Origin of the sequence: Meiothermus cerbereus (genome assembly GCF_051297115.1) — a bacterium.
GTDB lineage: Bacteria > Deinococcota > Deinococci > Deinococcales > Thermaceae > Meiothermus > Meiothermus cerbereus_A.
Genome location: NZ_JBEVAL010000020.1, coordinates 15,581 through 35,132 on the forward strand (window position 1 = coordinate 15,581; position 19,552 = coordinate 35,132).

The 19,552-nt window shown below is 61.6% G+C and carries 24 protein-coding genes and 1 other RNA gene; 17 read left to right on the forward strand and 8 right to left on the reverse strand.

Annotated elements, in window-relative coordinates; translation table 11 throughout:
* Together ABWU19_RS06015 and ABWU19_RS06020 are read left to right on the forward strand one after the other, a co-directional pair.
* Window positions 1-1,191 carry a phage head morphogenesis protein gene (locus ABWU19_RS06015; protein ID WP_435900829.1) on the forward strand — a complete coding sequence of 397 codons (1,191 nt, stop codon included), beginning with the start codon at window positions 1-3 and terminating at the stop codon, window positions 1,189-1,191.
* Window positions 1,149-1,433 carry a hypothetical protein gene (locus ABWU19_RS06020; RefSeq protein WP_156941903.1) on the forward strand — a complete coding sequence of 95 codons (285 nt, stop codon included), beginning with the start codon at window positions 1,149-1,151 and terminating at the stop codon, window positions 1,431-1,433. Before ABWU19_RS06015 ends, ABWU19_RS06020 begins: the two co-directional genes overlap by 43 nt.
* Before the next feature lie 58 nt (window positions 1,434-1,491).
* Here the strand turns inward: ABWU19_RS06020 and ABWU19_RS06025 are convergent, their stop codons facing one another.
* On the reverse strand, window positions 1,492-2,061 hold the full coding sequence (locus ABWU19_RS06025; RefSeq protein WP_027877620.1) for a hypothetical protein: 570 nt from the start codon (window positions 2,059-2,061) through the stop codon (window positions 1,492-1,494).
* Between the two features lie 15 nt (window positions 2,062-2,076).
* Window positions 2,077-2,316 (reverse strand): hypothetical protein, encoded by a 240-nt coding sequence (locus ABWU19_RS06030; protein WP_027877619.1) that lies wholly within the window; start codon window positions 2,314-2,316, stop codon window positions 2,077-2,079.
* 163 nt (window positions 2,317-2,479) lie between these two features.
* Between ABWU19_RS06030 and ABWU19_RS06035 the strand changes: the two genes are divergently transcribed.
* The 13 genes from ABWU19_RS06035 to ABWU19_RS06095 all read left to right on the forward strand — a co-directional run bounded on the left by ABWU19_RS06035 (window position 2,480) and on the right by ABWU19_RS06095 (window position 12,182).
* On the forward strand, window positions 2,480-2,710 hold the full coding sequence (locus ABWU19_RS06035; protein WP_027877618.1) for a hypothetical protein: 231 nt from the start codon (window positions 2,480-2,482) through the stop codon (window positions 2,708-2,710).
* Between the two features lie 211 nt (window positions 2,711-2,921).
* Window positions 2,922-3,410: a hypothetical protein gene (locus tag ABWU19_RS06040; RefSeq protein WP_156941902.1), complete on the forward strand. Its 489-nt coding sequence runs from the start codon at window positions 2,922-2,924 to the stop codon at window positions 3,408-3,410.
* A 78-nt stretch (window positions 3,411-3,488) separates the two neighbouring features.
* On the forward strand, window positions 3,489-4,031 hold the full coding sequence (locus tag ABWU19_RS06045; protein WP_435900830.1) for a hypothetical protein: 543 nt from the start codon (window positions 3,489-3,491) through the stop codon (window positions 4,029-4,031).
* Window positions 4,031-4,189: a hypothetical protein gene (locus ABWU19_RS06050; protein ID WP_156941901.1), complete on the forward strand. Its 159-nt coding sequence runs from the start codon at window positions 4,031-4,033 to the stop codon at window positions 4,187-4,189. Before ABWU19_RS06045 ends, ABWU19_RS06050 begins: the two co-directional genes overlap by 1 nt.
* Window positions 4,190-6,595, forward strand: a complete 2,406-nt coding sequence (locus ABWU19_RS06055; RefSeq protein ID WP_147075206.1) for a phage tail tape measure protein — start codon at window positions 4,190-4,192, stop codon at window positions 6,593-6,595.
* Window positions 6,588-7,211 (forward strand): hypothetical protein, encoded by a 624-nt coding sequence (locus ABWU19_RS06060; protein ID WP_119340429.1) that lies wholly within the window; start codon window positions 6,588-6,590, stop codon window positions 7,209-7,211. The genes ABWU19_RS06055 and ABWU19_RS06060 overlap by 8 nt, the downstream gene beginning before the upstream one ends.
* Window positions 7,211-7,870 (forward strand): hypothetical protein, encoded by a 660-nt coding sequence (locus tag ABWU19_RS06065; protein WP_277189098.1) that lies wholly within the window; start codon window positions 7,211-7,213, stop codon window positions 7,868-7,870. Before ABWU19_RS06060 ends, ABWU19_RS06065 begins: the two co-directional genes overlap by 1 nt.
* Window positions 7,860-8,345, forward strand: coding sequence for a hypothetical protein (locus tag ABWU19_RS06070; RefSeq protein WP_051529430.1), 486 nt, complete (start codon window positions 7,860-7,862; stop codon window positions 8,343-8,345). Before ABWU19_RS06065 ends, ABWU19_RS06070 begins: the two co-directional genes overlap by 11 nt.
* Before the next feature lie 2 nt (window positions 8,346-8,347).
* Complete coding sequence (locus ABWU19_RS06075; RefSeq protein ID WP_027878159.1) at window positions 8,348-8,716, forward strand: GPW/gp25 family protein; 369 nt, start codon at window positions 8,348-8,350, stop codon at window positions 8,714-8,716.
* A complete protein-coding gene (locus tag ABWU19_RS06080) occupies window positions 8,706-9,782 on the forward strand; it encodes a baseplate J/gp47 family protein (protein WP_435900831.1) in 1,077 nt (358 codons plus the stop codon). The genes ABWU19_RS06075 and ABWU19_RS06080 overlap by 11 nt, the downstream gene beginning before the upstream one ends.
* Window positions 9,783-9,784: 2 nt before the next feature.
* Window positions 9,785-10,387: a phage tail protein gene (locus ABWU19_RS06085; protein WP_435900832.1), complete on the forward strand. Its 603-nt coding sequence runs from the start codon at window positions 9,785-9,787 to the stop codon at window positions 10,385-10,387.
* Between the two features lie 8 nt (window positions 10,388-10,395).
* Window positions 10,396-11,694 carry a hypothetical protein gene (locus tag ABWU19_RS06090; RefSeq protein ID WP_435900833.1) on the forward strand — a complete coding sequence of 433 codons (1,299 nt, stop codon included), beginning with the start codon at window positions 10,396-10,398 and terminating at the stop codon, window positions 11,692-11,694.
* Window positions 11,695-11,699: 5 nt separating this feature from the next.
* A complete protein-coding gene (locus ABWU19_RS06095; RefSeq protein WP_435900834.1) occupies window positions 11,700-12,182 on the forward strand; it encodes a hypothetical protein in 483 nt (160 codons plus the stop codon).
* A 17-nt stretch (window positions 12,183-12,199) separates the two neighbouring features.
* Here the strand turns inward: ABWU19_RS06095 and ABWU19_RS06100 are convergent, their stop codons facing one another.
* The 3 genes from ABWU19_RS06100 to ABWU19_RS06110 all read right to left on the reverse strand — a co-directional run bounded on the left by ABWU19_RS06100 (window position 12,200) and on the right by ABWU19_RS06110 (window position 14,131).
* Window positions 12,200-12,925 carry an HNH endonuclease signature motif containing protein gene (locus tag ABWU19_RS06100; RefSeq protein ID WP_435900835.1) on the reverse strand — a complete coding sequence of 242 codons (726 nt, stop codon included), beginning with the start codon at window positions 12,923-12,925 and terminating at the stop codon, window positions 12,200-12,202.
* A 132-nt stretch (window positions 12,926-13,057) separates the two neighbouring features.
* An RNA gene (gene rnpB, locus ABWU19_RS06105) (RNase P RNA component class A) lies at window positions 13,058-13,446 on the reverse strand.
* 289 nt (window positions 13,447-13,735) lie between these two features.
* Window positions 13,736-14,131: a GatB/YqeY domain-containing protein gene (locus ABWU19_RS06110; protein ID WP_435900836.1), complete on the reverse strand. Its 396-nt coding sequence runs from the start codon at window positions 14,129-14,131 to the stop codon at window positions 13,736-13,738.
* Between the two features lie 103 nt (window positions 14,132-14,234).
* Between ABWU19_RS06110 and purH the strand changes: the two genes are divergently transcribed.
* Entirely contained in the window at window positions 14,235-15,743 is a 1,509-nt protein-coding gene (gene purH, locus ABWU19_RS06115) for a bifunctional phosphoribosylaminoimidazolecarboxamide formyltransferase/IMP cyclohydrolase (RefSeq protein ID WP_435900837.1), read from the forward strand.
* Window positions 15,744-15,815: 72 nt separating this feature from the next.
* Here the strand turns inward: purH and ABWU19_RS06120 are convergent, their stop codons facing one another.
* From ABWU19_RS06120 to ABWU19_RS06130, 3 genes are all read right to left on the reverse strand, one after another.
* Window positions 15,816-16,715, reverse strand: a complete 900-nt coding sequence (locus ABWU19_RS06120) for an EamA family transporter (protein ID WP_435900838.1) — start codon at window positions 16,713-16,715, stop codon at window positions 15,816-15,818.
* A gap of 43 nt (window positions 16,716-16,758) precedes the next feature.
* On the reverse strand, window positions 16,759-17,376 hold the full coding sequence (locus tag ABWU19_RS06125; RefSeq protein ID WP_435900839.1) for a uracil-DNA glycosylase: 618 nt from the start codon (window positions 17,374-17,376) through the stop codon (window positions 16,759-16,761).
* Between the two features lie 75 nt (window positions 17,377-17,451).
* Entirely contained in the window at window positions 17,452-17,820 is a 369-nt protein-coding gene (locus ABWU19_RS06130) for a hypothetical protein (RefSeq protein WP_027877444.1), read from the reverse strand.
* Window positions 17,821-18,104: 284 nt separating this feature from the next.
* On the opposite strand from ABWU19_RS06130, the gene ABWU19_RS06135 reads away from it, so the two are divergent.
* Window positions 18,105-19,424 carry a hypothetical protein gene (locus tag ABWU19_RS06135; RefSeq protein ID WP_435900840.1) on the forward strand — a complete coding sequence of 440 codons (1,320 nt, stop codon included), beginning with the start codon at window positions 18,105-18,107 and terminating at the stop codon, window positions 19,422-19,424.
* Window positions 19,425-19,552: the final 128 nt, after the last annotated feature.

Consider the following 19,552-nt stretch of genomic DNA (forward strand, 5'->3'; position numbering starts at 1 on the left):
ATGCCCTGGAACGTCGAGGCCACCCCCACCGACCCCGAGCAGGCCATCGCCTGGTTTCGCGCCCGGCTGCCCCTGCCCGACCCGGCCTACCGCGCCCTTTCTGAGGAGGCCCGCCGCCGGGCCTTCTTCGTGGCGGGGCTGGCCCAGCTCGATATGGTGCAGGAGGCGCTGGACGCGCTGGAGGCCGGGTTGAGTAAGGGCGAGACCTTCGAGCAGTTCAAAAATCGCCTTTCCGAGCGGATTCGACGGGCCTGGGGGGGCGACAACGCCCACCGGCTGCGCACCATCTTCGATACCAACCTGCAATCGGCCTACGGGGCGGGCCGCTGGAAGGCCGCCGACGAGCTGCGGCAAGAGCGGCCCTACTGGGGGCTCTCGGTGGTGCTGGATGGCCGCACCTCGCGCATCTGCCTCAACCTGGCCGGGGTGGTGCTGCCTGCCGATCATCCTTTCTGGAACACGCATATCCCGCCCCTACACTTCCGCTGCCGCACTGCCCTCATAACGTACAGCGCGGCCCAGGCTGAGGGCCGCATCACCCAGCGCCCGCCGGATCAGCCCGCTCTAGAAGGCTTTGGCCGCCCCCCAGGGCGCGAGGCCTGGAGCCCGGAGCCCAGGGACTATCACCCCGAGCTGTGGCGGGCCTACCTCAGTACCCTGGCTATCCACCCCGAGGCCAGAGACCGCCTGCGGCAGCTGGCAGAGAGCCGCGGGCAGGCCAGGCCGGAGCCCCGGGACTGGCTCGTCGCTGCCGGGCAGGTCTACGCTGCCCCTTTCAACCGCAGAGAGCGCTTGCTGGGCCCGGAGCAGGCCGCCCTTTTGGGGAAGAGCAGAGCCTCATCCCTGGAAGCCCACCTGGCTACACGTATTCTGGAGGAGCAAGTGCTCCCCACCACGACCCCCGAGGAGTACGAGCGCGTGTGCCGCGAGGTAGCGGCCCACCCGGAGGTGGCGGTGCTGGCTTTCGCTCGGGCTCAGGGGCCCGTGTTGGCGGTCATGGTGCCCACCTCCGCCCTACCCGATTCCGTTCGGGGGCCTCGAGTTGGCCGCTTCTGGTTCGTGGTATACTCCTTCCACAGCAGCACCTTGGCCACAGGCTATGGGGTGAGCGCTTTGGAGAAACTGAATGTTCCCTGGCAGGAGACAACGTGGCTGAGACGACCACCGTGGCTTACCGTCCCCTCCAACTAGCTCAGGGCTACTGGGGCTGGTTGAAGAGTCTGCTGGAGGCTGACGCGGACCCGGACGAACTTCTGGCCGCCGTGGAGGAGTGGACTCCCTTCCGGCGCTACCTGGAGGATGCGGCCCTCCAGGATCGGGAGGCAACCCTGACCCTGGCCCGGGAGATCTTCGCCGAGAGGGCCCGCCTCGGGGCACAGGGGATTCCTATCCCGGAGGCCTGGGAGCTGTTCCTGGCCGACCTTGGAATCTGAAGCTGTAACGACTCCCCGTTCTTCAGAACGGGGAGTCGTTACAAAGAGTTGAGCGTTGCTATCGCTCGCACCACTGGGGCCAGTTTTTTCCGGGCTCGCCCTTGCGCTGAAGCACCACAATCAGGTGCCCACTTTTGTCGAAGCGCACTCCACCCATCAAGCTCATTTCTACAGGCCCAAAATCCCGAGAGAAATCGCCGATTCCCCTTTCTTGGATTTGCTCAACCTTTTCAGAAAACCAGTTCACTAGCTTTTTGGTGCTCTCTTCCGTCAGCCCCAGACAAGCCCGCATCAAGAAACCTGTTAAATAGCCGAGGCCGTAAAGCGCATTGTCAAAGGAGTAGCTATCTTCAAAACGCACAGAGTAGAGGTTGAAGTAGCGCTTTCCTTTGGGAGCAGCCAGGAAGATGATGTAGTTGAACACTTCGTCGGCTTCATTGCGGACGCGAACCTCATACTTCTTTTCGGCAGAGCGCTGGGGAGGTGGAGGTGGCAGCTTAACTTCCTTTAGCAGGGTTACCTGTTTGTCCTGTTTGAGGGCCGACATAGCCTTATTGATGTCTACTTTTTGAGCCAAAGAAAGGCCGACTACTACAGCAATCATTGCTACCAACAGTTTTTGTTTCATGCAGCCAATGATAACTTAATCCTGCCGCTCTCGCCGTACCTCTACCAGCTCATCCAGCGAAACCGACCGCCCCAGGATTTCCTCCAGGGCGCACTTGATGCGGGCGAGGGTGTGGAGGTCGGGTATTGATTTTCCTTTTGTGGCTCGGTGCAGGCCCGCATAGTTTACGCCAGAGGCTGCCGAAAGCCGATAAAGCGAAACCCGCTCCCGCCTCAAAAGATTTAGCAGAGGGCTGAGATTGGGCCTGCACGACATGGCCACATCTTATGCGCTATATGTATTTGTAGTAAATGACTTGACTCTATATAGAGAGTTGTACATAATGCGGGCAACCAAGAAGCGTTCTCCAAAGGCGGCTTCTTGGCGAACTCCAATGTTACGGAGGTACAGGATGTATGATACCAACAAGCATATAGGCATGGCAAGGCAGGCGTTTTGGAGCAAGGCTCCCCTCGAGGACACCCCCAGGGGGGGCTTTTTGCTCAACCGGCTCGACCCCCTGGCGCTGGCGGTCTGGGACGCTGCCCGCGCAGAGGACTGGGCGCTGTTTGTGGAGTGCCTGCGCGAGGTGTACCACGCGGGCCTGGTGGACGGCGGCGTGCCCTTGGCGGCGCTGCTGGCGGTGGACAGGGAGGATGACAATGCTTGAGGCCCAATTGGTTCGCAAGAAGGATATCCAGTCGCCGACCGGAACGCTGCCAGTAGCCTGGCTGGAAGTGGCAGGAAGGCGGGATGTAGCAGTACCAATGGCGCGGCTGTGCGAGTTGCTGGAATACGATCGCAAAACCTTGTACCAGCTTGTGCAGGGTGATCCAGTCCTGAGCACCTATCGCGTGGTTGTAACAACCACCAGGAAAGGAATGCCGATTAGAACAGCGTTCCTGAGACGCCCCGGTGTAATCGGTGTCGTAACCAAAATCTCCACCAACCGCATCCAAGACCCCGCAAAGCGCGAGCGCATCATCCAGTTTCAGCGCTGGGCCTTCGAGACGCTCGACCGGCTTCTCTTTGAGGAGCCCTACCGTGCGCCCGAACCGCAGCCGCTTTTCCCTGGCCTTTTTCGTCAGCACACCAAAGGCGACCGCGCGCTGGCCCTGGCCATGCTGGCGGGCGAGGTGCGGGCTCCAGATGGCCGCCTGTACAGCTATCAGGCCATCGAGCGGCTTTCCGGCGTACCGCGCACAACCGTCATTCGCCTCGCCCACCGCCACGGCTGGGTTCGCTCCCAGATGAATCAGCACATCATTCGGCCAGCGCTGCGCCCGCAGCAGCCCAACAGCGAGCTGCTCAACCTGCTTGCGCAGCAGGTGCAGGTGTTGCAGCGTATGCTGAAGAGCATGGCTCGGTAGCCAAACCCGCCGTAAACTGCTAAACTACACTCAACCTAGCCAGCCCTTCGGGGCTGGCTTTTTCTTTTGGAGGGCACCTTGAGCAAGATTGCCAAAATCGCTATCCAGGCTGTTCGCCGTGAGTTGCCCGGATTTCCCACCATCAGCAAGTGGTGCGTGGCCTTTACCTTTGAGGCGGTGGCACGGGCTCTTGATACCAACCGTTGGAAAATCTACAGCCGGATATTAGATGATACCAAGGTTGACCCCGATAAATCGCGCTGGGCGCACGATGTGGAGTTGGGTGTGCAGCGGATGGGCTGGGCCATTTCCACTGCCGATTACGACCCGGCCAACCCCAGCCAGCGTACCAGCCTGCTGCGCCTGCTACAGCCGGGCGACTTGCTCTTCAGTAGCCGCCACTTCGACGAACCCCCCACCAGCCCTCGAACTGCGCCAGACAACGAGGGGCACATTGGCATCTACGTTGGCGAGATCGAAGGCCAGCCCTGCGTGGCCGAGAATACCAGCGCCGACCGCGGAAAGTGGTTTGTGCGCAGGAGCGCCCTGCGCCTGACCCCGCTGGCCCAGTGGGACACCATCACCACCCTGGCCCGCATCCCGCAGAACTGGAGGCCCTGATGCCCGAGCCCAATATGGAGCGCGCGCTGCAGATTTTGGCCCAGAAGCTGGCCCAGGCCGAACTCAACGTGGCCTATCTGCAAGCCAACCTCGAGGCCGCCCTCGAGCGCCTCCGCACCCTGGAAGAAAGCTCGAAATCCGATAAACCGGAGGGTTAGTTGAACCAGCTCATGCGCCTGCAGGTGTTGGTGGACCTGGCCGATCGCATCTCCGGCCCGGCCAACAACATCGTGCGCACGCTGGGGGGCCTCGAGCGGGCCGCCGTCCAGACCAGCTCGGCCATCGACCGCATCCAGATGGGGGCCTCGCTGGCCGCCGCTGCGCTGGCCGTCGCCGCCCCGATCGGCCTGGCGACCCGGGCCGCTATCGAGTTCGAGTCGGCCTTCGCCGATGTGAAAAAGGTGGTGGAGTTCACCCCTGCGCTGGGCCCCGAGGTGCTGCAGAAGCAGCTCATCGCCCTGTCGCGCCAGATTCCCCGCTCCGCCGCCGAGCTGACCCAGATTGCGGCTGCTGCCGGCCAGGCGGGAATTGCCCTGGAGGAGCTGGCCGGCTTTACCGAGGATGCCGCCAAGGTGGCGGTGGCCTTCGATATCTCCGCCCAGGAGGCCGGGGACACCCTGGCCAAGCTGAGAAACATTTTCGGCATGACCCAGCCGCAGGTGGTGCAGCTCTCCGACGCGGTCAACCACCTCTCCAACAACATGGCCGCCACCGCCCCGCAGATTCTGGAGGTGCTGCGGCGCATCGGCGGCACCGGGCAGCTGGTGGGCCTCACCGCCCAGCAGATGGCCGCGCTGGGGGCGGCGATGCTGGCCACCGGCACCCAGCCCGAGGTGGTGGCCACCGGCTTGCAGGCCCTCATCAACAAGCTGGCCAACGCCACCACCGGGAGCAAGCAGCTCAAGACGGGCCTCGAGGCCATCGGCTACAGCGCCGAGGGCATGGAGGCGGCCATCCGCAAGAACGCCCAGGGGGCCATCCTGGACTTCCTGCGCACCGTCAACAACTCCAAAGACCCGCTCAAGGTCTTGAGCCTGATCTTCGGCCAGGAATACGCCGACGATATCGCCCGGCTGGCCAAGGCGCTGCCGCTGGTGGAGCAGGGTTATAAGCTGGTGGGGGACAGCCAGGCCTACGCGGGCAGCGTAGGGCAGGAGTTCGCCAGCCGCTCGGCCACCACCGCCAACCAGCTCCAGCTTTTGCGCAACGACCTCCAGGCCATCGCCATCACCCTGGGTCAGGTTTTCCTGCCCCCCGTGCAGCGGGTGGTGGGGGCCGTGCGGGGCTTCCTGGATCAGGTGATGAGCGCCATCAACGCCATGCCGGGGCTAAGCAGCGCGCTGGGGGGCCTCACGGCGGGGCTGGGTGGGGTGGTGCTGGCCGCTGGTGGGGGCATCGCCGCCCTGGCCGGGGTAGGTATGGTGGCGGGCCAGGCTCGGATGGGCCTGCTGCTGCTGCGGGAGGGCATGAGCGCCCTGGCTTTGAGGGCGTTTGACCTGGCCGGGGCGCTGGATCGGGCCATCCTGCGCCTGCGGGCCCTGGGCGGCCCCATTCCGGCGGCCCGTGCGGCGGTGCTGGGGCTGGCCGGGGCCTTCCGGGCCCTCACAGCGGCGATGCTGGCCAATCCGGTGGGGGCTTTGCTGGCCGGGCTGCTGGCGCTGGGCGCGGCGTTTGTCTGGGCCTGGCAGCACGTGCAGCAGTTCCGCGATCAGGTGCGGCTGGCCCTGGTGCCCTTAGTGGCGGCGTGGAATGGTTTTCGCCAGGCCATCGCCGGGCTGGCCCTGCAGTTCGGCCCGGTGGGCGAGGTGATCGCAGCCGCTCTAGGGCGGGCCTATGGGGCGCTGGATGCGCTGGGCTATGCCTTTGGCTTCGTGCTGGGGTTCATTATGACCCTCACCATCAACGTCTTCGCCCGCATTGGGGCCAGCATCGTCAGCGCCCTCACCGGCCTAGTGAACCTGGTGCGGGGGCTGCTCGAGGTGCTGGTGGGCCTGTTTACGGGTAATTTCGAGCGGGCCCGGGCGGGGGTGGAGCAGATCATGCAGGGGGTGGTGCAGGTGATCACAGCCCCGCTTGCCCTGTTGGGCCAGCAGGCTGTGGAGTGGGGCCGCAACATCATGGGCGGCCTGGCCCAGGGCCTCTCCGCCGGGCTCTCGGGGGTGGCCGAGCGCATCGCCCAGGGCGGCGAGGCCATCAAGAACTGGTTCCGCAGCCTATTTCAGATCAGAAGCCCCTCGCGGGTCTTTGCGGGCTACGGCCTGATGCTCTCGCTGGGCCTGGCCCAGGGCATCGAGGCCGGGATGCCGCAGGTGGCGGATGCGGTCGCCGGAATGGAGCAGTCGCTCCAACCCCGGGTGGAGCTGCCACAACCGGGCCTCACACCCCCACCGGCTCAGGCCCGCCCCAGGGCCGAGCGCTCAATCACGGTCAGCATCAACATCGAGCAGATTCAGATCGGCAGCGGCCAGCCGCGCCAGGTGGTGCAGGAGTTGCAGCCGGCCATCAAAGAGGCGGTGCTGCTGGCGCTGGAGGAGCTGGCGCTGGAGGAGGGCGTGGATGGCTAAAATCCCCAGTCCCTGGGAAGCGCCGGAGGTGTGGGAGACCCTGACCCTGCTGGGCCCGCAGGGCCGGGTGGCCATCCCCAACGTCACCGTGAATGTGCGGGGGGGCGGCCTGGAGGAGGATTCCGCTCCCATCGCGGGCGAAAACGGGGCCGAGCGCACCTTTCTGCGCTACCGCGACGCTGAGGTGGAGGTGGAGGCGGTGGCCGATTCCAAGGCCGAGTTTGAGCGACTCCTGGCGGTGCTCAACCTGTACCGCAACCGGCGCGATAAGAAGCCGGTAATTTTGCAGGCCGCCCACCCCAACCTGCAGCTTCACGGGGTGCGCTATGTCTACCTATTTGATCTGGAGAGCCCGGACTTCAGCCGGGAAAGCGGGTTTGTGCTGCGCTTCAAGCTGAGGGAGTGGCAGTCCAAGGAGCGCCGGAGTGGCACAGTGGAAAAGCTCGACGGCCCCGCGCCGGGCAGCCTGGCCGGCAGCGGCAGCGGCGGCGCTGGCGGAGGCAAGCCCAGCGCGCAGAAGGCGGGCGAAAACAGGCCCAGCACGGTGGGGCTATGGTCCGTGGCGCGAGGGCTTCCGGATGGCTCCGTGACGGCGAATCGGATGGTAGGTAGATAATGGCGCTGCTCTCGATCAACTCCAGCAAAATCTCGGATGGGCAGATCAGCCTGCCCCGCACGGGCCGGTGGGTCGCCGCGCTGCGGGCCACCGAGCCGGTGCCGCTGGGTGAGCTGCTGCAGATGGAGTTTGAATCTGGCGAGCGCCTGGCGGCTACCTGCGTGGCTGCGGGCCGGCAAGGGGGCTTCTGGAGCCTATCCCTGGTGGGCGGGGCGGGCCGGCTGGATCGGGCGCTGCGCCCAAAGTATTACGAAGGGGTGCCGGCCTACCTCATCATCCGCGACCTGCTGACCGAGGTAGGCGAGGCCGCAGGGGAGATCGACGGCCCCGAGGTTTTTCTGCGCTACACGCGCCTGGGGTATCCCGCCTGGCAGGAGTTGCGCCGGGTGCTGCTGTTGCTGCCGGAGCGCAGCTGGCGGGTGCAGCCGGATGGCCGGGTCTGGGTGGGGCGCGAGGCATGGCCCTCCTATCCAAAGCGGCTAGCCTCTATCGAGTTCGACTTTGCCCGAGGGCATTTCTGGTTCCCCCTGGAGCCCGGCCTGCAGCCCGGCGTGCGCCTCGAGGGCCGGGCGGCTGGGGCCGACGTGGTGTTCGGCAACGTCGAGCGCGTGGTGCACCACATCGGCCAGTATCGCACGGAGGTGTTTTGTGCCCGGTGAGCGACTGAAGCGCCGCCTGCAGCAGCTAATCTGGGATGGCCGCCTGGACACCCTGGCCCTCTACCCCTGCCAGATTCTGCGCGACCACGGCGATATGCGGCTCGATCTGCAGCCGGACAAGCCCGATCTGCCCCTGCTCACGCGGGTGCCCCTGCGCACCATGCTGCCCGGGGTGGAGGTGCGGGTGCAGGTGGGCACGCGGGTGCTGCTGGGCTTCGAAAATGGCGATCCGGCCCGCCCGGTGGCGTTGTTGTTCGACGCGGGCAGCCTGCGGGAGCTGATAATTCACGCCACCGTAAAGGTGAACCTGGTGGCGCCGGAGGTCAATGTAAATGGAGATGTGGTCAATCTCGCCGGCGGGGGCCCCGCGGTGGCCCGGGTGGGCGACCAGATTCGCATCACCGGCGTGGCCGCAGGCTCGGCTACCCTCACCGGAGAGATCATCAGCGGCTCCGGCAAAACATTTTCGGGATAACTATGGTGGACCTCGGAACCGACTACAGCCTGATCGAGCGCCGCCGCAAGAGCGGCCTGGAAAACCTGCTGGGGGCTTTAGTGCGGCGGCTACAGACCCCACGCGGGGGGCTCTTTTACGACCCGGCCTACGGCTTTGACCTGCGCGAGATGGTGCAGGCGCCCTGGAATGCCCAGACCCAGTACGAGCTGGAAACCTTCGTGCAGGCCGCGGTGGAGCAGGACCCGCGGGTGGCCGAGGTGGAAGTGGAGGCCGAGCAGATGGATTTGAATCGAGTTCGCGTCAGCATTCGCGGCCTGACGGCCCAGGGCCCGTTTGCGCTGGTTTTGGCCGTCAGCGGCGTATCGGTGGAGGTGCTGCGTGCTACTTGAGCAATTACTCCAGCCCCGATCGCAAAGCCAGGTGCTGGCCCGGCTCATCAGTATTTTGCAGAGCAAGGGCTACGCCCCCAACGACTGGATAGCCGGCTCCGAGCAGCGCACACTGATCGAGCTGTACGCCGAGGCCATCGCCGAGCTGGAGGCGGTGCGCCTGGCCATTACCCAGGGCGGATACCTGGAAAGCGCCACCGGCCCATTCCTGGATCTGTATGCCTACAACGTTTATGGCCTCCTGCGCAAAGAGGCCACCTTTGAGCGGCAGCGCTTTACCCTGACCTGCAGCAGCGGGTTTGGCCCCTATACCATCCAGCCCAACCAACTTTGGGCCGGGGTGGGTAATCTGCGATTTAACAATGTGGCCGGCGGTGTGCTCAATCCGGGCGGCACGCTGTCGCTGGAGTTCAGGGCCGAGAGCCCCGGCACGGCCTATCGGCTCGCGCTGGGTAGCGGCACAACCCTGTTTACCCCGCTGCCCGGCGTAACCATCGTTAACGACCAGGTAATCGAGGCTGCGATTGATCAGGAAACCGACGCGCAGCTACGCGAGCGCTGCCGCCTGCGCTGGGCAGAGCTGGGCTATGGCGGCACCGCCGCCGCTTACTGCTCCTGGGCGCTCTCGGCTGACCCCAGCATCACTAAGGTGCGCGTTTTGGATCAGAATCCGCGCGGCCAGGGAACAGTCGATGTGGTCGTGTGGGGTGAGGGGGGCCTGGGCAGCGGGGCGGTAGCGGCGGCCAACAACATCATCCAGCAGAAAAAGCCGCTCACGGCGGATGTGCAGGTATATGCAGCCACGGCCGTCAACGTCACTATTACCGCCACCATCCGGGTACGCACGGGATTCCTGAGCCAGGCGCAGGGGCAGGCCGCAGCAGCCCTGGCGGCTCTGCAAGCGGGTGTGCCGATTGGCGGGATAATCTACAGATCGGCCATCATCGAAGCGCTGTTCGTGCCCAATGTGATTGATGTGGCGTTGTCGGCTCCTGCAACCGATGTCACCCTGAGCAGCGTGCAGGCCGCGCAATTCAACGCAAACCTGACCTGGATTGAGGTGTAGCCGTGATTCCGCTATACGAGATTCGCCTGCTGGAGGATTGGTTACGGGATCGGGCTCCGCCCTGGTTTCAAGATGCCCCGGTCGGGCCGGAAATCGAGGCCTATGGAGCGCTTGCCGATGAGCACCTCGAGTATGTGGCTACCGCCTTGCGTGCCAGATATGCCGAGCTGGCACCGGAGGATGGCCTAAACCTACTTGGAGCCGAGCGAAATCTCGTGCGCTATCCTGCCGAGGGGCTTGAGGCCTTCCGGCAACGCATTATCGATGCCTGGGGTTTCTGGCAGTGGGCAGGCACCGAGTACGGGATGGGCCTGGCCCTCGCCCAACTGGGCTACACCAGCGCCATCGTGCCGGTGCGCAACTATGACAGCGTGCGCTGGAGTGAGTTCGACGTATACCTCTACCCCAGCACCCGCAGCTACGACGGCTCGCCGGAGGAGAGAAACCGCATCCTGGCGATAATCAATCAGATCAAACCGGCCCACACCCGCATATCCAGCGTGCGCTACGTGCCCACAGGCCCGCTCAACTGGAACCCGGCAGGCCTTACCTGGAACCCACCAGGGCAGGTCTGGGGTGCACCGCCTGTTGTGCTTTATCCGTAGGAGGAATCATGCCTAAAACCCTCAACCCTCAAAACGCTTTTCCGCCCAACATCCCCAACTTTCCCATCTCAGGGAACAACGAGCCCATCGCCATTGAACCACTAGAAAACGCGGTGCAAGCCGTATTGAACCGCACTGAGAACCTCCACGTGCGGCTCAGCGAAGCCGAAACCCAGGGGGTGAAGCGGGTACGGACGGTGGCCTCGTTGGCCGCTTTGTCCGCTGCCACCGGCTTTGTGAACGGCGACGTGTGTGATGTGGAGGGATATGGCCGCTACCGGCTGTACAACCCCTCTAGCCTCCCCGCCGATGGCCTGTGGGTCTTGACTGCGAGCGGTGGGGGACGCTGGGTGCACACCCTGCGCGATATGCGGGGCATTGGCAATGGCCTTGCCACGCTGGACTCCGGCGGGCGGCTGGCCCAGGACGTGCGGGACGCCAGCATCCTGACCCAACACATCGGCAACAGCCAGGTGACCGCTGCCAAAATCGCTGACGGTGCCGTGAACCTTGCAAAGCTATCAAGTGGCATCCTGGGCACAGCTAATGGCCTGGCTACCCTGAATAGCAGCGGGCGGCTGGCCCAGGACGTGCGGGACGCCAGCATCCTGACCCAACACATCGGCAACAGCCAGGTGACGTCTGCCAAACTGGCCCCTGGGGCGGTGGTGGGGCATCTGGGGTATACCCCGCTTAATAGAGCGGGGGATACCATGAGCGGCTCGCTGAATATCAATACCCAGATTTTGCAAACATTTATGCTGCCCGGCCAGCCCAACCAGATGAATATTATTTGGCCTACGGCAACAGATAGCAGCCGATTTATTTTTGTACCTAGTCCGTCTGGGGTGCCGGACTATTCAAGAGAATTTAGCTATAACTTTGCCACCGGGCACTGGGAGGTCGACGAAACGCTATCAGCAAACCAGATAGTTGCACAAGATATCCAGGGCCGCTACAACCACACCAACCGGTTTACGGTGAGCGCGTTTGCAGGGCAGGATATCTCGGTTGGCGGTAATGACTTTGTGGTGGTCGGTCGCACCTTTGTTACTGTGCCAAGCGGCCGAAGTCTCTTTATTCGACGGGTACGGGCCTACGCTACAGGCCATTTTCGAATCCGGGTCGCGGCGATTCCTGCAGGGTTGTGGGTAGCAGGACAAGCTCAGGTAGATGCGGATATCAACCAAAGCATCCTCACGGGGCCCAGCTCTGAGCTTGTGTATATAGGGGCAGACAATATATCTGGCTCCGCAGGCACGCTATTTAGAGGGCACGGAGCTATGGTCGAGCTAGAGATTAGGTAGGAGCTATGAACGCACTTTTATCCAAACTATTACCACACAGCGATCTGGGCATCCTGCTCAAACAAGAAGATGAAACCCTGCTAGTTGTTGGGCTAAAACCTGACAACCTCAAGACTCTCCGCGCTGAACTCGAGGCCTCCTGGCTCGAGCTAGCCAAGGAAGAGGCCACTATCCGTGTAAAAAACGCCCTGGCCGCCGCCCAGGAATCCCGTCGCCCAGCAAATTTCCCCGATTTGAGCACAAAACTACAGCTGGGCAGAGCCACCCCTGCCGAACGGCAACAGTTGGAGGCCTACTACGACGCGCTGGATGCGTTGCAGGAAGAGGCCGAGGCTTTGTTGCAAAAAGTAGGCAAAGTCAAAAGCGTTGAAGCCATCAACAAAATCGCCTGGCCCGAGTGGGTGGGATGGGAGGCGTTGCCGTTGAGGTTTGTGCTGGAGGCGTCCAGCGAAGAAAAGACAGAGGCAAATTCAACAAAAACTCTCTAATAAAGCGCTTATGCTTCTCATGATAAATACATGCTCTTTTCATTGAAGAGTGACCCAAACCGGTGACATTTAGCGTGATTCTCATATTTCAACAGGTGACATTTAGCGTGACGTAAAATGGGCAAATAGCGTGGCGCGTGACAGCCTGCGGCGGGGTTAGACTTTTTGCGCTTGTGGACGAGGTCTCGAGTCATTTGTTTGTGGCAGGGCTGGCATAAAGTGCGCAGGTTTTCCGGCGCGTGGGTGCCGCCCGCTACCACCGGCCGGATGTGATCGGCCTCCCACAAGTCTGTGGGCTTTTTCCAGGCTTTGCGCGGTCGCCAGCGCCTGGGTAGCTCTGCTGCAAAGCCGTGAAAGCCGCGCTGGGAAAGCTCCTGGGCGAGCTGGGCATACTGCAGGGCCAGCCTGCTGTATTCAGCGTGCTGGTAGAGGTCTTGCGCCAATCGCTGGGTTCGCCCAATCTGCACTGCGGCCTTCCACAGTTTCATCAGGCTGCTTTTAAGGGGGCGGGTGTCGGTACCGCAAACCTGGCAAACCCCCTTCTCCCGCTTGCGCAGATGTTGCCGGGCATAGCTCCAGTGGGCTTGCAGCCGATACTGGTGCACACACGCCTCGCTGCACCAGCTGCGGCGTCCCGGTGGCACCTCGTTGTGGCAGGGTGCATAGCGGCATAGCCTGCGACCGCCGGGGCCACGCTGCTCCCCCTGGCGCAACAGTTCTCTGCCGAGCAGGCGGCGATTCACGCCCGGAATTCTACCCCCAAGCTTTGCAGCTAATGCTCCAGAACCTCATTCAAAAGACTGCATACCCAGCACGGCCTGTCAAAACACGCCAACCCCCACGCGCAGGGCAGTGGGGGTTGGTGAGAGTAGCCAGGTTAGGGAAGAGGCGTAAGCCGGGTTCTGTTTCCGCAGCCATCTCTCTGGGATGAGCGTCGCCGCTCACCTCGAGCGTCCCTGCCGCAGGTAATAACGAACCGGGTCAGTTCTCCCTGGCGTGTCGCCTCGCCTTGGCGAGACGTGGGACTTGCAGCAGATGGGGTTTGCCTAGCTGCCCCTGTTTCCAGGGGCACTGGTGCGCTCTTACCGCACCGTTTCACCTTGACCCCTTTGCCTGTACCCGCTAGGGCCAGGGTAAGAGGCCGTCTGCTTTCTGTTGCACTATTCCGTCGGGTTACCCCGCCCAGCCGTTAGCTGGCATCATGCCCTGTGCTGCCCGGACTTTCCTCTGGTGGACTCCCACCAGCGGCTGCGCCCTCTTCCCGCACCTATATTGTAGCTCAGAATGCCCATTTCGGTAAGCCAAAAGCAGGGTGATCCCAGGACTGGTGTGGCTCGCGCAGGAGCAGGATAAGTGGCGCGAGAGATGGCCTCTGAGTTGTACCCCACCTGAAGCTTTCTGTTTAGTGCAGGTCAAAACCGACTGGATTGAGGAGCAGCACTTGGCGGTGCTTCAGGCGGGAGCCCCAGCAAAAAGAACGAATCAAGGATATTTCTTACGAGCTGTGTACAATTGGAGAAATCCGGCCTGAAGGGGGACCGGGCCTGGCTGGATTAGCCTTTGACGATTTTCTCAATCACCTGCTTCACCCGTTCCCCCGGCGCAGATGGCCCCAGCGCCCTGGTCACAATACCGATAGCGGCCATGGGCGATTTGAGTTGGGAGAAGTCCACGTTGGCGCGAACCCAGGCTTCAATTTCGGCTTCGCTCAGCTCTTTCGGCAGGTATCTGTCCAGAAAAGCAAGCTCGAAGGCGTTTTGGTTTTCTTCCGCCGTGACCCGCAGGGCCTTAAGAATTCTGGTTGCATCGGCATCTGGCAGGGGTCTGCCATCGCCCTTGCGGTCGAGTTCGGCTTTGACTACCCGGGCGAAGTCGCGGGTGGCGGTATCGCCCCGCTTCATGGCTTCGACAATCTCCTTCTTGATTGCTTCATAAATACCCGTGCTCATATCTATAGTGTAGCTTCCTGCGGCTGACCAAACCAAATAGCTAGGCAATGTGGCCGCCACAACAGGTTTATAAGCGCTGATTGGAGGGTATGATTTTTGAGCTATGCGTGCACTTTTATCGGTGTCGAATAAGTCGGGCCTGGTGGAGTTCGCCAAAGGTCTGGTAGAGCTGGGATTTGAGCTGGTGTCTACCGGAGGAACCTACAAAACCCTGCAGGCGGCGGGCCTAAGCGTTACCTACGTGTCCGAGGTGACGGGCTTCCCCGAAATTTTGGATGGCCGGGTAAAAACCCTGCATCCCCGTATTCACGCAGGCTTGCTGGCTACCAAAAGCCCCCAGCACGAGGCAGAGCTAAAAGCCCACAACCTGACCCGCATCGACCTGCTGTGTGTCAACCTGTATCCCTTTCGCGAGACGCTTGCACGCGGGGCCGCTTTTGAAGAGTGCCTGGAAAACATCGACATTGGGGGGCCAGCCATGCTGCGCGCCGCCGCCAAAAACCACGAGGCTGTGCTGCCGGTTTGCGACCCCGCCGACTATGCGCAGGTGCTGCAGGCCTTGCGAACCGGCATCAGCAGCGAGTTTCGTCGCAGGTTGGCCTATAAGGCCTTTGCCCACACCGCCGCCTACGATGCGGCCATTGCCAACTTTCTAGCTTATGAGAAGTTTCCCCAGACCAAGCTCCTGACCCTGGAGCGCCTGCCGGGGGTGGAGCTGCGCTATGGCGAGAACCCACACCAGGAAGCGGCTTTGTACGCCCTCGAGGGCCAGACCGGCCCAGTGCTGCACGCAAAGGTGCTTTCGGGTAAGCCCATGGGTTTCAACAACTACGCCGACGCCGACGCGGCCTGGAGCCTGGTCAAGGAGTTTGAGCTGCCGGCTTGTGTGGCCGTCAAGCACGCCAACCCCTGCGGGGTAGCCCTGGCCGATAACCCCAAAACTGCCTGGGAACGTGCCCGTGACGCCGATACCCTCTCGGTGTTTGGCGGGGTGGTGGCTTTTAACCGTCCGGTGGATTTACCGACCGCGATGGCTACCCGAGGAACTTTCCTCGAGGTGCTCATCGCGCCTGAGGTAAGCCTCGAGGCGCTGGACTGGTTCCGCAGCAAAAAACCGGACTTGCGGGTGCTGGTTGCGGCCTTGGAAGACGCCGACAAAAGAGAGTTTCGCCCCCTGGTGGGTGGTTTTCTTGCCCAGGACAGAGATTTCCGACGTTGGGAAGAGCTCAGCCTGCACTATGTGACCGAGCGCATTCCCACACCTCAGGAACTGCTCGACCTCAAGTTTGCCTGGTATGTGGGCAAGCATACCCGCTCGAACAGCGTGGTGCTGGCTAAAGATGGCGTGACGGTGGGGCTAGGTACAGGTGCAGTAAGCCGCATATGGGCTGCCGAGCGCGCCATCCAGAATGCGGGCCAGCGGGCCCGTGGGGCGGTACTCTCCTCCGAGGCCTTTTTTCCTTTCGACGATGTGGTACGGGCGGCGGCCGCAGCAGGTGTTACCGCCATCGTGCAGCCAGGTGGTGCCAAACGGGATGAAGAGGTAATTGCTGCTTGCAACGAGCTTGGCATTGCGATGATTTTTACTGGTTCGCGCCACTTCAAGCACTGATGTTTGGAGAAAGGCTCCCCACGGCGCCGGCTGACTGCGCTTAATTGACCAATACCTTACGGCGCAGTCGGGTTAGAGCACAGGCTGGACGGCGGGCTTCATGCGGCTGCGGAAGACCAGGCCCACCCCCACAAGCACCAGGGCGGCCCCGATCCAGGTCCAAACCCCCAGGGGCTCCCGCAAGAACACCCAGCCCAGCAGCAGGGCAATTACCGGATTTACATAGGCATAGGTCGTGACGAGGCTCAGGGGCAGCAGCCGCACCGCCAGTATGTATGAGGTATAGGCAATTAGTGAACCAAAGACAATCAGGTAAAGGTTGCTGGCCCAGCCCAGAAGCGTGGGGGTGTGCCACTGCTCGCCAAGAACCACGGAGATGAGTAAGAAGCCCAGACCGCCAAAAAGTTGTTGATAACCCGAGATGACCACCGGCTCCACGCTGGCAATACTGCGCTGGGTGTAGACAGTGCCACTGGCCCACATTACTTGAGAGATGAGCAATAGCGCGAAAGCCAGCAGGTTGGTGGGGGCGGCTGTGCTCAGCTTGGGTACGTTTAGAGCCAGGATACCCAACAAACCAATCAGCAGGCCCAGCACCAGAAGCCCAGAGGGCTGCTTTCGATCCAAAAAGCCTTCAACGGTGGCAGCCCAGATGGGTGTAGTGGCAATCATTAAAGCCACGTAACCCGAAGGCACATACTGGGTTGCCACCAGAATGAGGCCGGTACCGCCCAGCCATAGCACGGTGCCCGATAGCGCCAGTTTCCCCACTATGGCACGGCGGGGCTGTACCTGCCAGCCCCGCCAGCGGGCATACAAAAGCAAAAGCAAAGCCGCGGGAATAAAACGCGTGGCTCCCATCCAAAACGGCTCAAAGCCATTGAGGAGACCAATTTTGAAAGCCAGATAGGTGCTGCTCCAAACCAGATAAACCACCAGGAGATGCAGCAGGCCAACACGGGAGATAGGCATTTGAGAGGTATGTCAAACAGGCTTCTAGGGGGCTTTTGACCATTCAAAAAAGCGATTCCTGGCTGGCGGCTTTGATTTCGACACCCCTTTTGGGGCCCAGCTCGTCGAGGCTTTTTTTGACCAGCTGGATGTCTTGCCAGGTGAGGTATTTGGGGCTACCCGCTTCGCGTGAGGGATTGCGCAGCAGGTAAGCCGGGTGGAACATGGGGAAAATTTTGATGCCCTGCCACTCAAAGAACTTGCCTCGAGCCCTGGTGATGGGAAGCTTCTCGCCAGCGAAGAACTCGAGCGCCGTCGCACCCAGTGGAATAATGATTTGGGGCTTGACCAGCTGGATTTGCTTTATCAGCCAGAGCGAGGTGCAGGTCTTGGCCTCGAGCGGCTCGGGTGCACGGTTTCCTGGTGGGCGGCACTTTACGATGTTGGCGATGTAGACGCTCTCTCGAGCGATCCCCACAGCCCCCAGGATTTTGTCGAGCAGTTGCCCGCTGCGCCCCACAAACGGCCTACCCTGCAAATCTTCGTCTTCGCCAGGGCCTTCGCCCACAATCATTAGCTGGGCATCGGGATTGCCCTCTCCAAAGACCACATGGGTACGGTTTTTGGCAAGGCCACAGGCCACACAGGCTTTGGCTTGAGCAGCAAGAAGTTCGAGGTTCATAGCTGGTAAAAACAAAACAGTTGTGGGGCCCCAAAACTGGGGAGCGCGCCCCAGCACCCCCCAGGCTGGTGCCCCTTATTGCAAGGGTTTGCGTGCCTTGCGGGCCTCCCGGCGAATTTTGGGATCGAGGCCAATCATCAGAAAGAAGTTCTCGAGGGCGTTTTCCTGGCCTTTAATTTCGGGGTGTGCATCTTCGGCGGTGCCGGTTACAAAGGGCAACTGCTGGTACAGCTCCAGGGCCTGGCTCACGACCGCATCGGGGCCTTCGGCTTCGGCTACCTCGGCCAGCTTGGCATAAATTTCGCGCCGGGCTTCAGCATGCAGGCGAAAGATATCGGGGTTCGGTGTCTCCGGGGCCCGAAGAACATCCTGCTTGGCAATACGGCGATAGTGCTTGAGACCGCGCACAATTTCTTCGGTGGAGAGGGTCACCTTGTACTCCATCCTAGCTCCTTTCAACGCAGAACCCACTTTGGGGTAAAGGTCGACTTTCCTAGTTGTGATTATAGGATTCATAAAAATATAGTGTCAACGCAAGGTTGTTTGAATGAAGTCTGTTTTTTGTGTACTGATGTGTTCGATTCAAAACCCAGGTGGCACACTGGCATCAAGCTACCGCGCAAGTTGAGGAGGCATCAGACTGGACCAACCTTGAAGTCAGGTATTCAAACGGCGTTCCTCAGATACCCCATGCCTTTGATGGCCCTAAGCGCGATATACTGCGGGTTATGGAAAGCCTGGGGCACTACTTGTTGCGGGAGCGCATTGCGCTGCCGGGGGTAGCTGCAATTGAGGCGTATGAGGGTCAGGACGTGCGTACTGGTATCGATGTGCTGGCCTTTAAGCCTTTGCCAGAACATCCTCCAAAACTATCCATGCCCTATACCCTTTCCTGGATAGACCAGGTAGAAGACGCCTGGATTGCCGAGATTCCTGTAGGTGCTGTCAAGACTGCCTGGCTGGCTGGCCGGGTTGATGTGCTCCGACTAACGCAGTGGTGCAAGCAACTACTGTCCGTGCTTAATCGGGCACAAGAAAGCAATACTCCTATTGGGTGCATAATCCCAGAGCTGATCTGGGCCAGGGGTAGCCGGGTCTGGCTGGGTGGGGTGGGGGTGCCCAACCCTGCGCATAAGTGGGATTTTGGAGGTTTGCTCAACACCGTGAAGGTGCTTGCTGGAGATGTGTATCCAACCTTGTCCTGGAGGGCAGCACTGGAAGACTATGTGGCGGGCCAGCTCGACTACGCAGACCTGCTGGAGCAACTCGAGACGCTTGCTTCGGGGCGCGAGGTGCAGGATACGTTCCCAGCGGCAGACGAGCCCAAGCGCGTCCGAAATGAGCAACTCGAGACGCTTGCTTCGGGGCGCGAGGTGCAGGATACGTTCCCAGCGGCAGACGAGCCCAAGCGCGTCCGAAATGAGCGCCTCGAGGCCGAAGGCGCGAGCGGTGGAGGGATTAGCGGCCAGTTTACTCCCAGTCCAGATGCCTCGTCTTCGCTCGATGGTTTCTACTCGCCATACTCGGAGGAAGCAAAGCAGGCTCAGCCTGAAGCAGTCCCCGAAAAGCCTGCCGTTAGCAAAAGCCTCAACGTTCAGGTAAACGAGCCTTCCTTGCCGACACCGACCGCCACACCCCCACGCCGCATCCGTATCGAAGAGCGCCTCGAGCCTCCCTTTGAGGTTTTAGAACCCCCTTCGCAAAGCCGTCGTGCAGCCCTGTTTTGGTTATGGTTGATTCCCCTTTTGTTGCTGCTGGCCGGGGCTGGTTTGTGGATACGCTCCAGAAACGCTTCTTCGGCGCAGGCTACGGTCTATCCGGTCGAGTTCCGCCTGCAACCGCCAGGGCCAAGCGCCAGCCTGGTTATCCTGGAAATCCCCGAAGGTTCCAAAATGCCGCTCAACACCGAGGTGGCCCAGTTGCCTGGGCGGGTCGACTTCGACAAACCCGGTGTTTATCGCATTCGGGTTCGGGTGCAGGGGCGCGCGCCGGTGGAATCGTTGATTGAAGTGCCCAATCCTGGCGGCGTCACCATCAGCCTCCGCTGATCCCAAGAAACACCTTGTTCGAGCAGGTTGGCGCTGACAGCACAAATAGTCACGCAAAAAGCTGATGCCTGTGCAGATCTCGGAGACCCCGCTCTCGGCTTGGAACTAATAGACTTCGGCCTTATGCT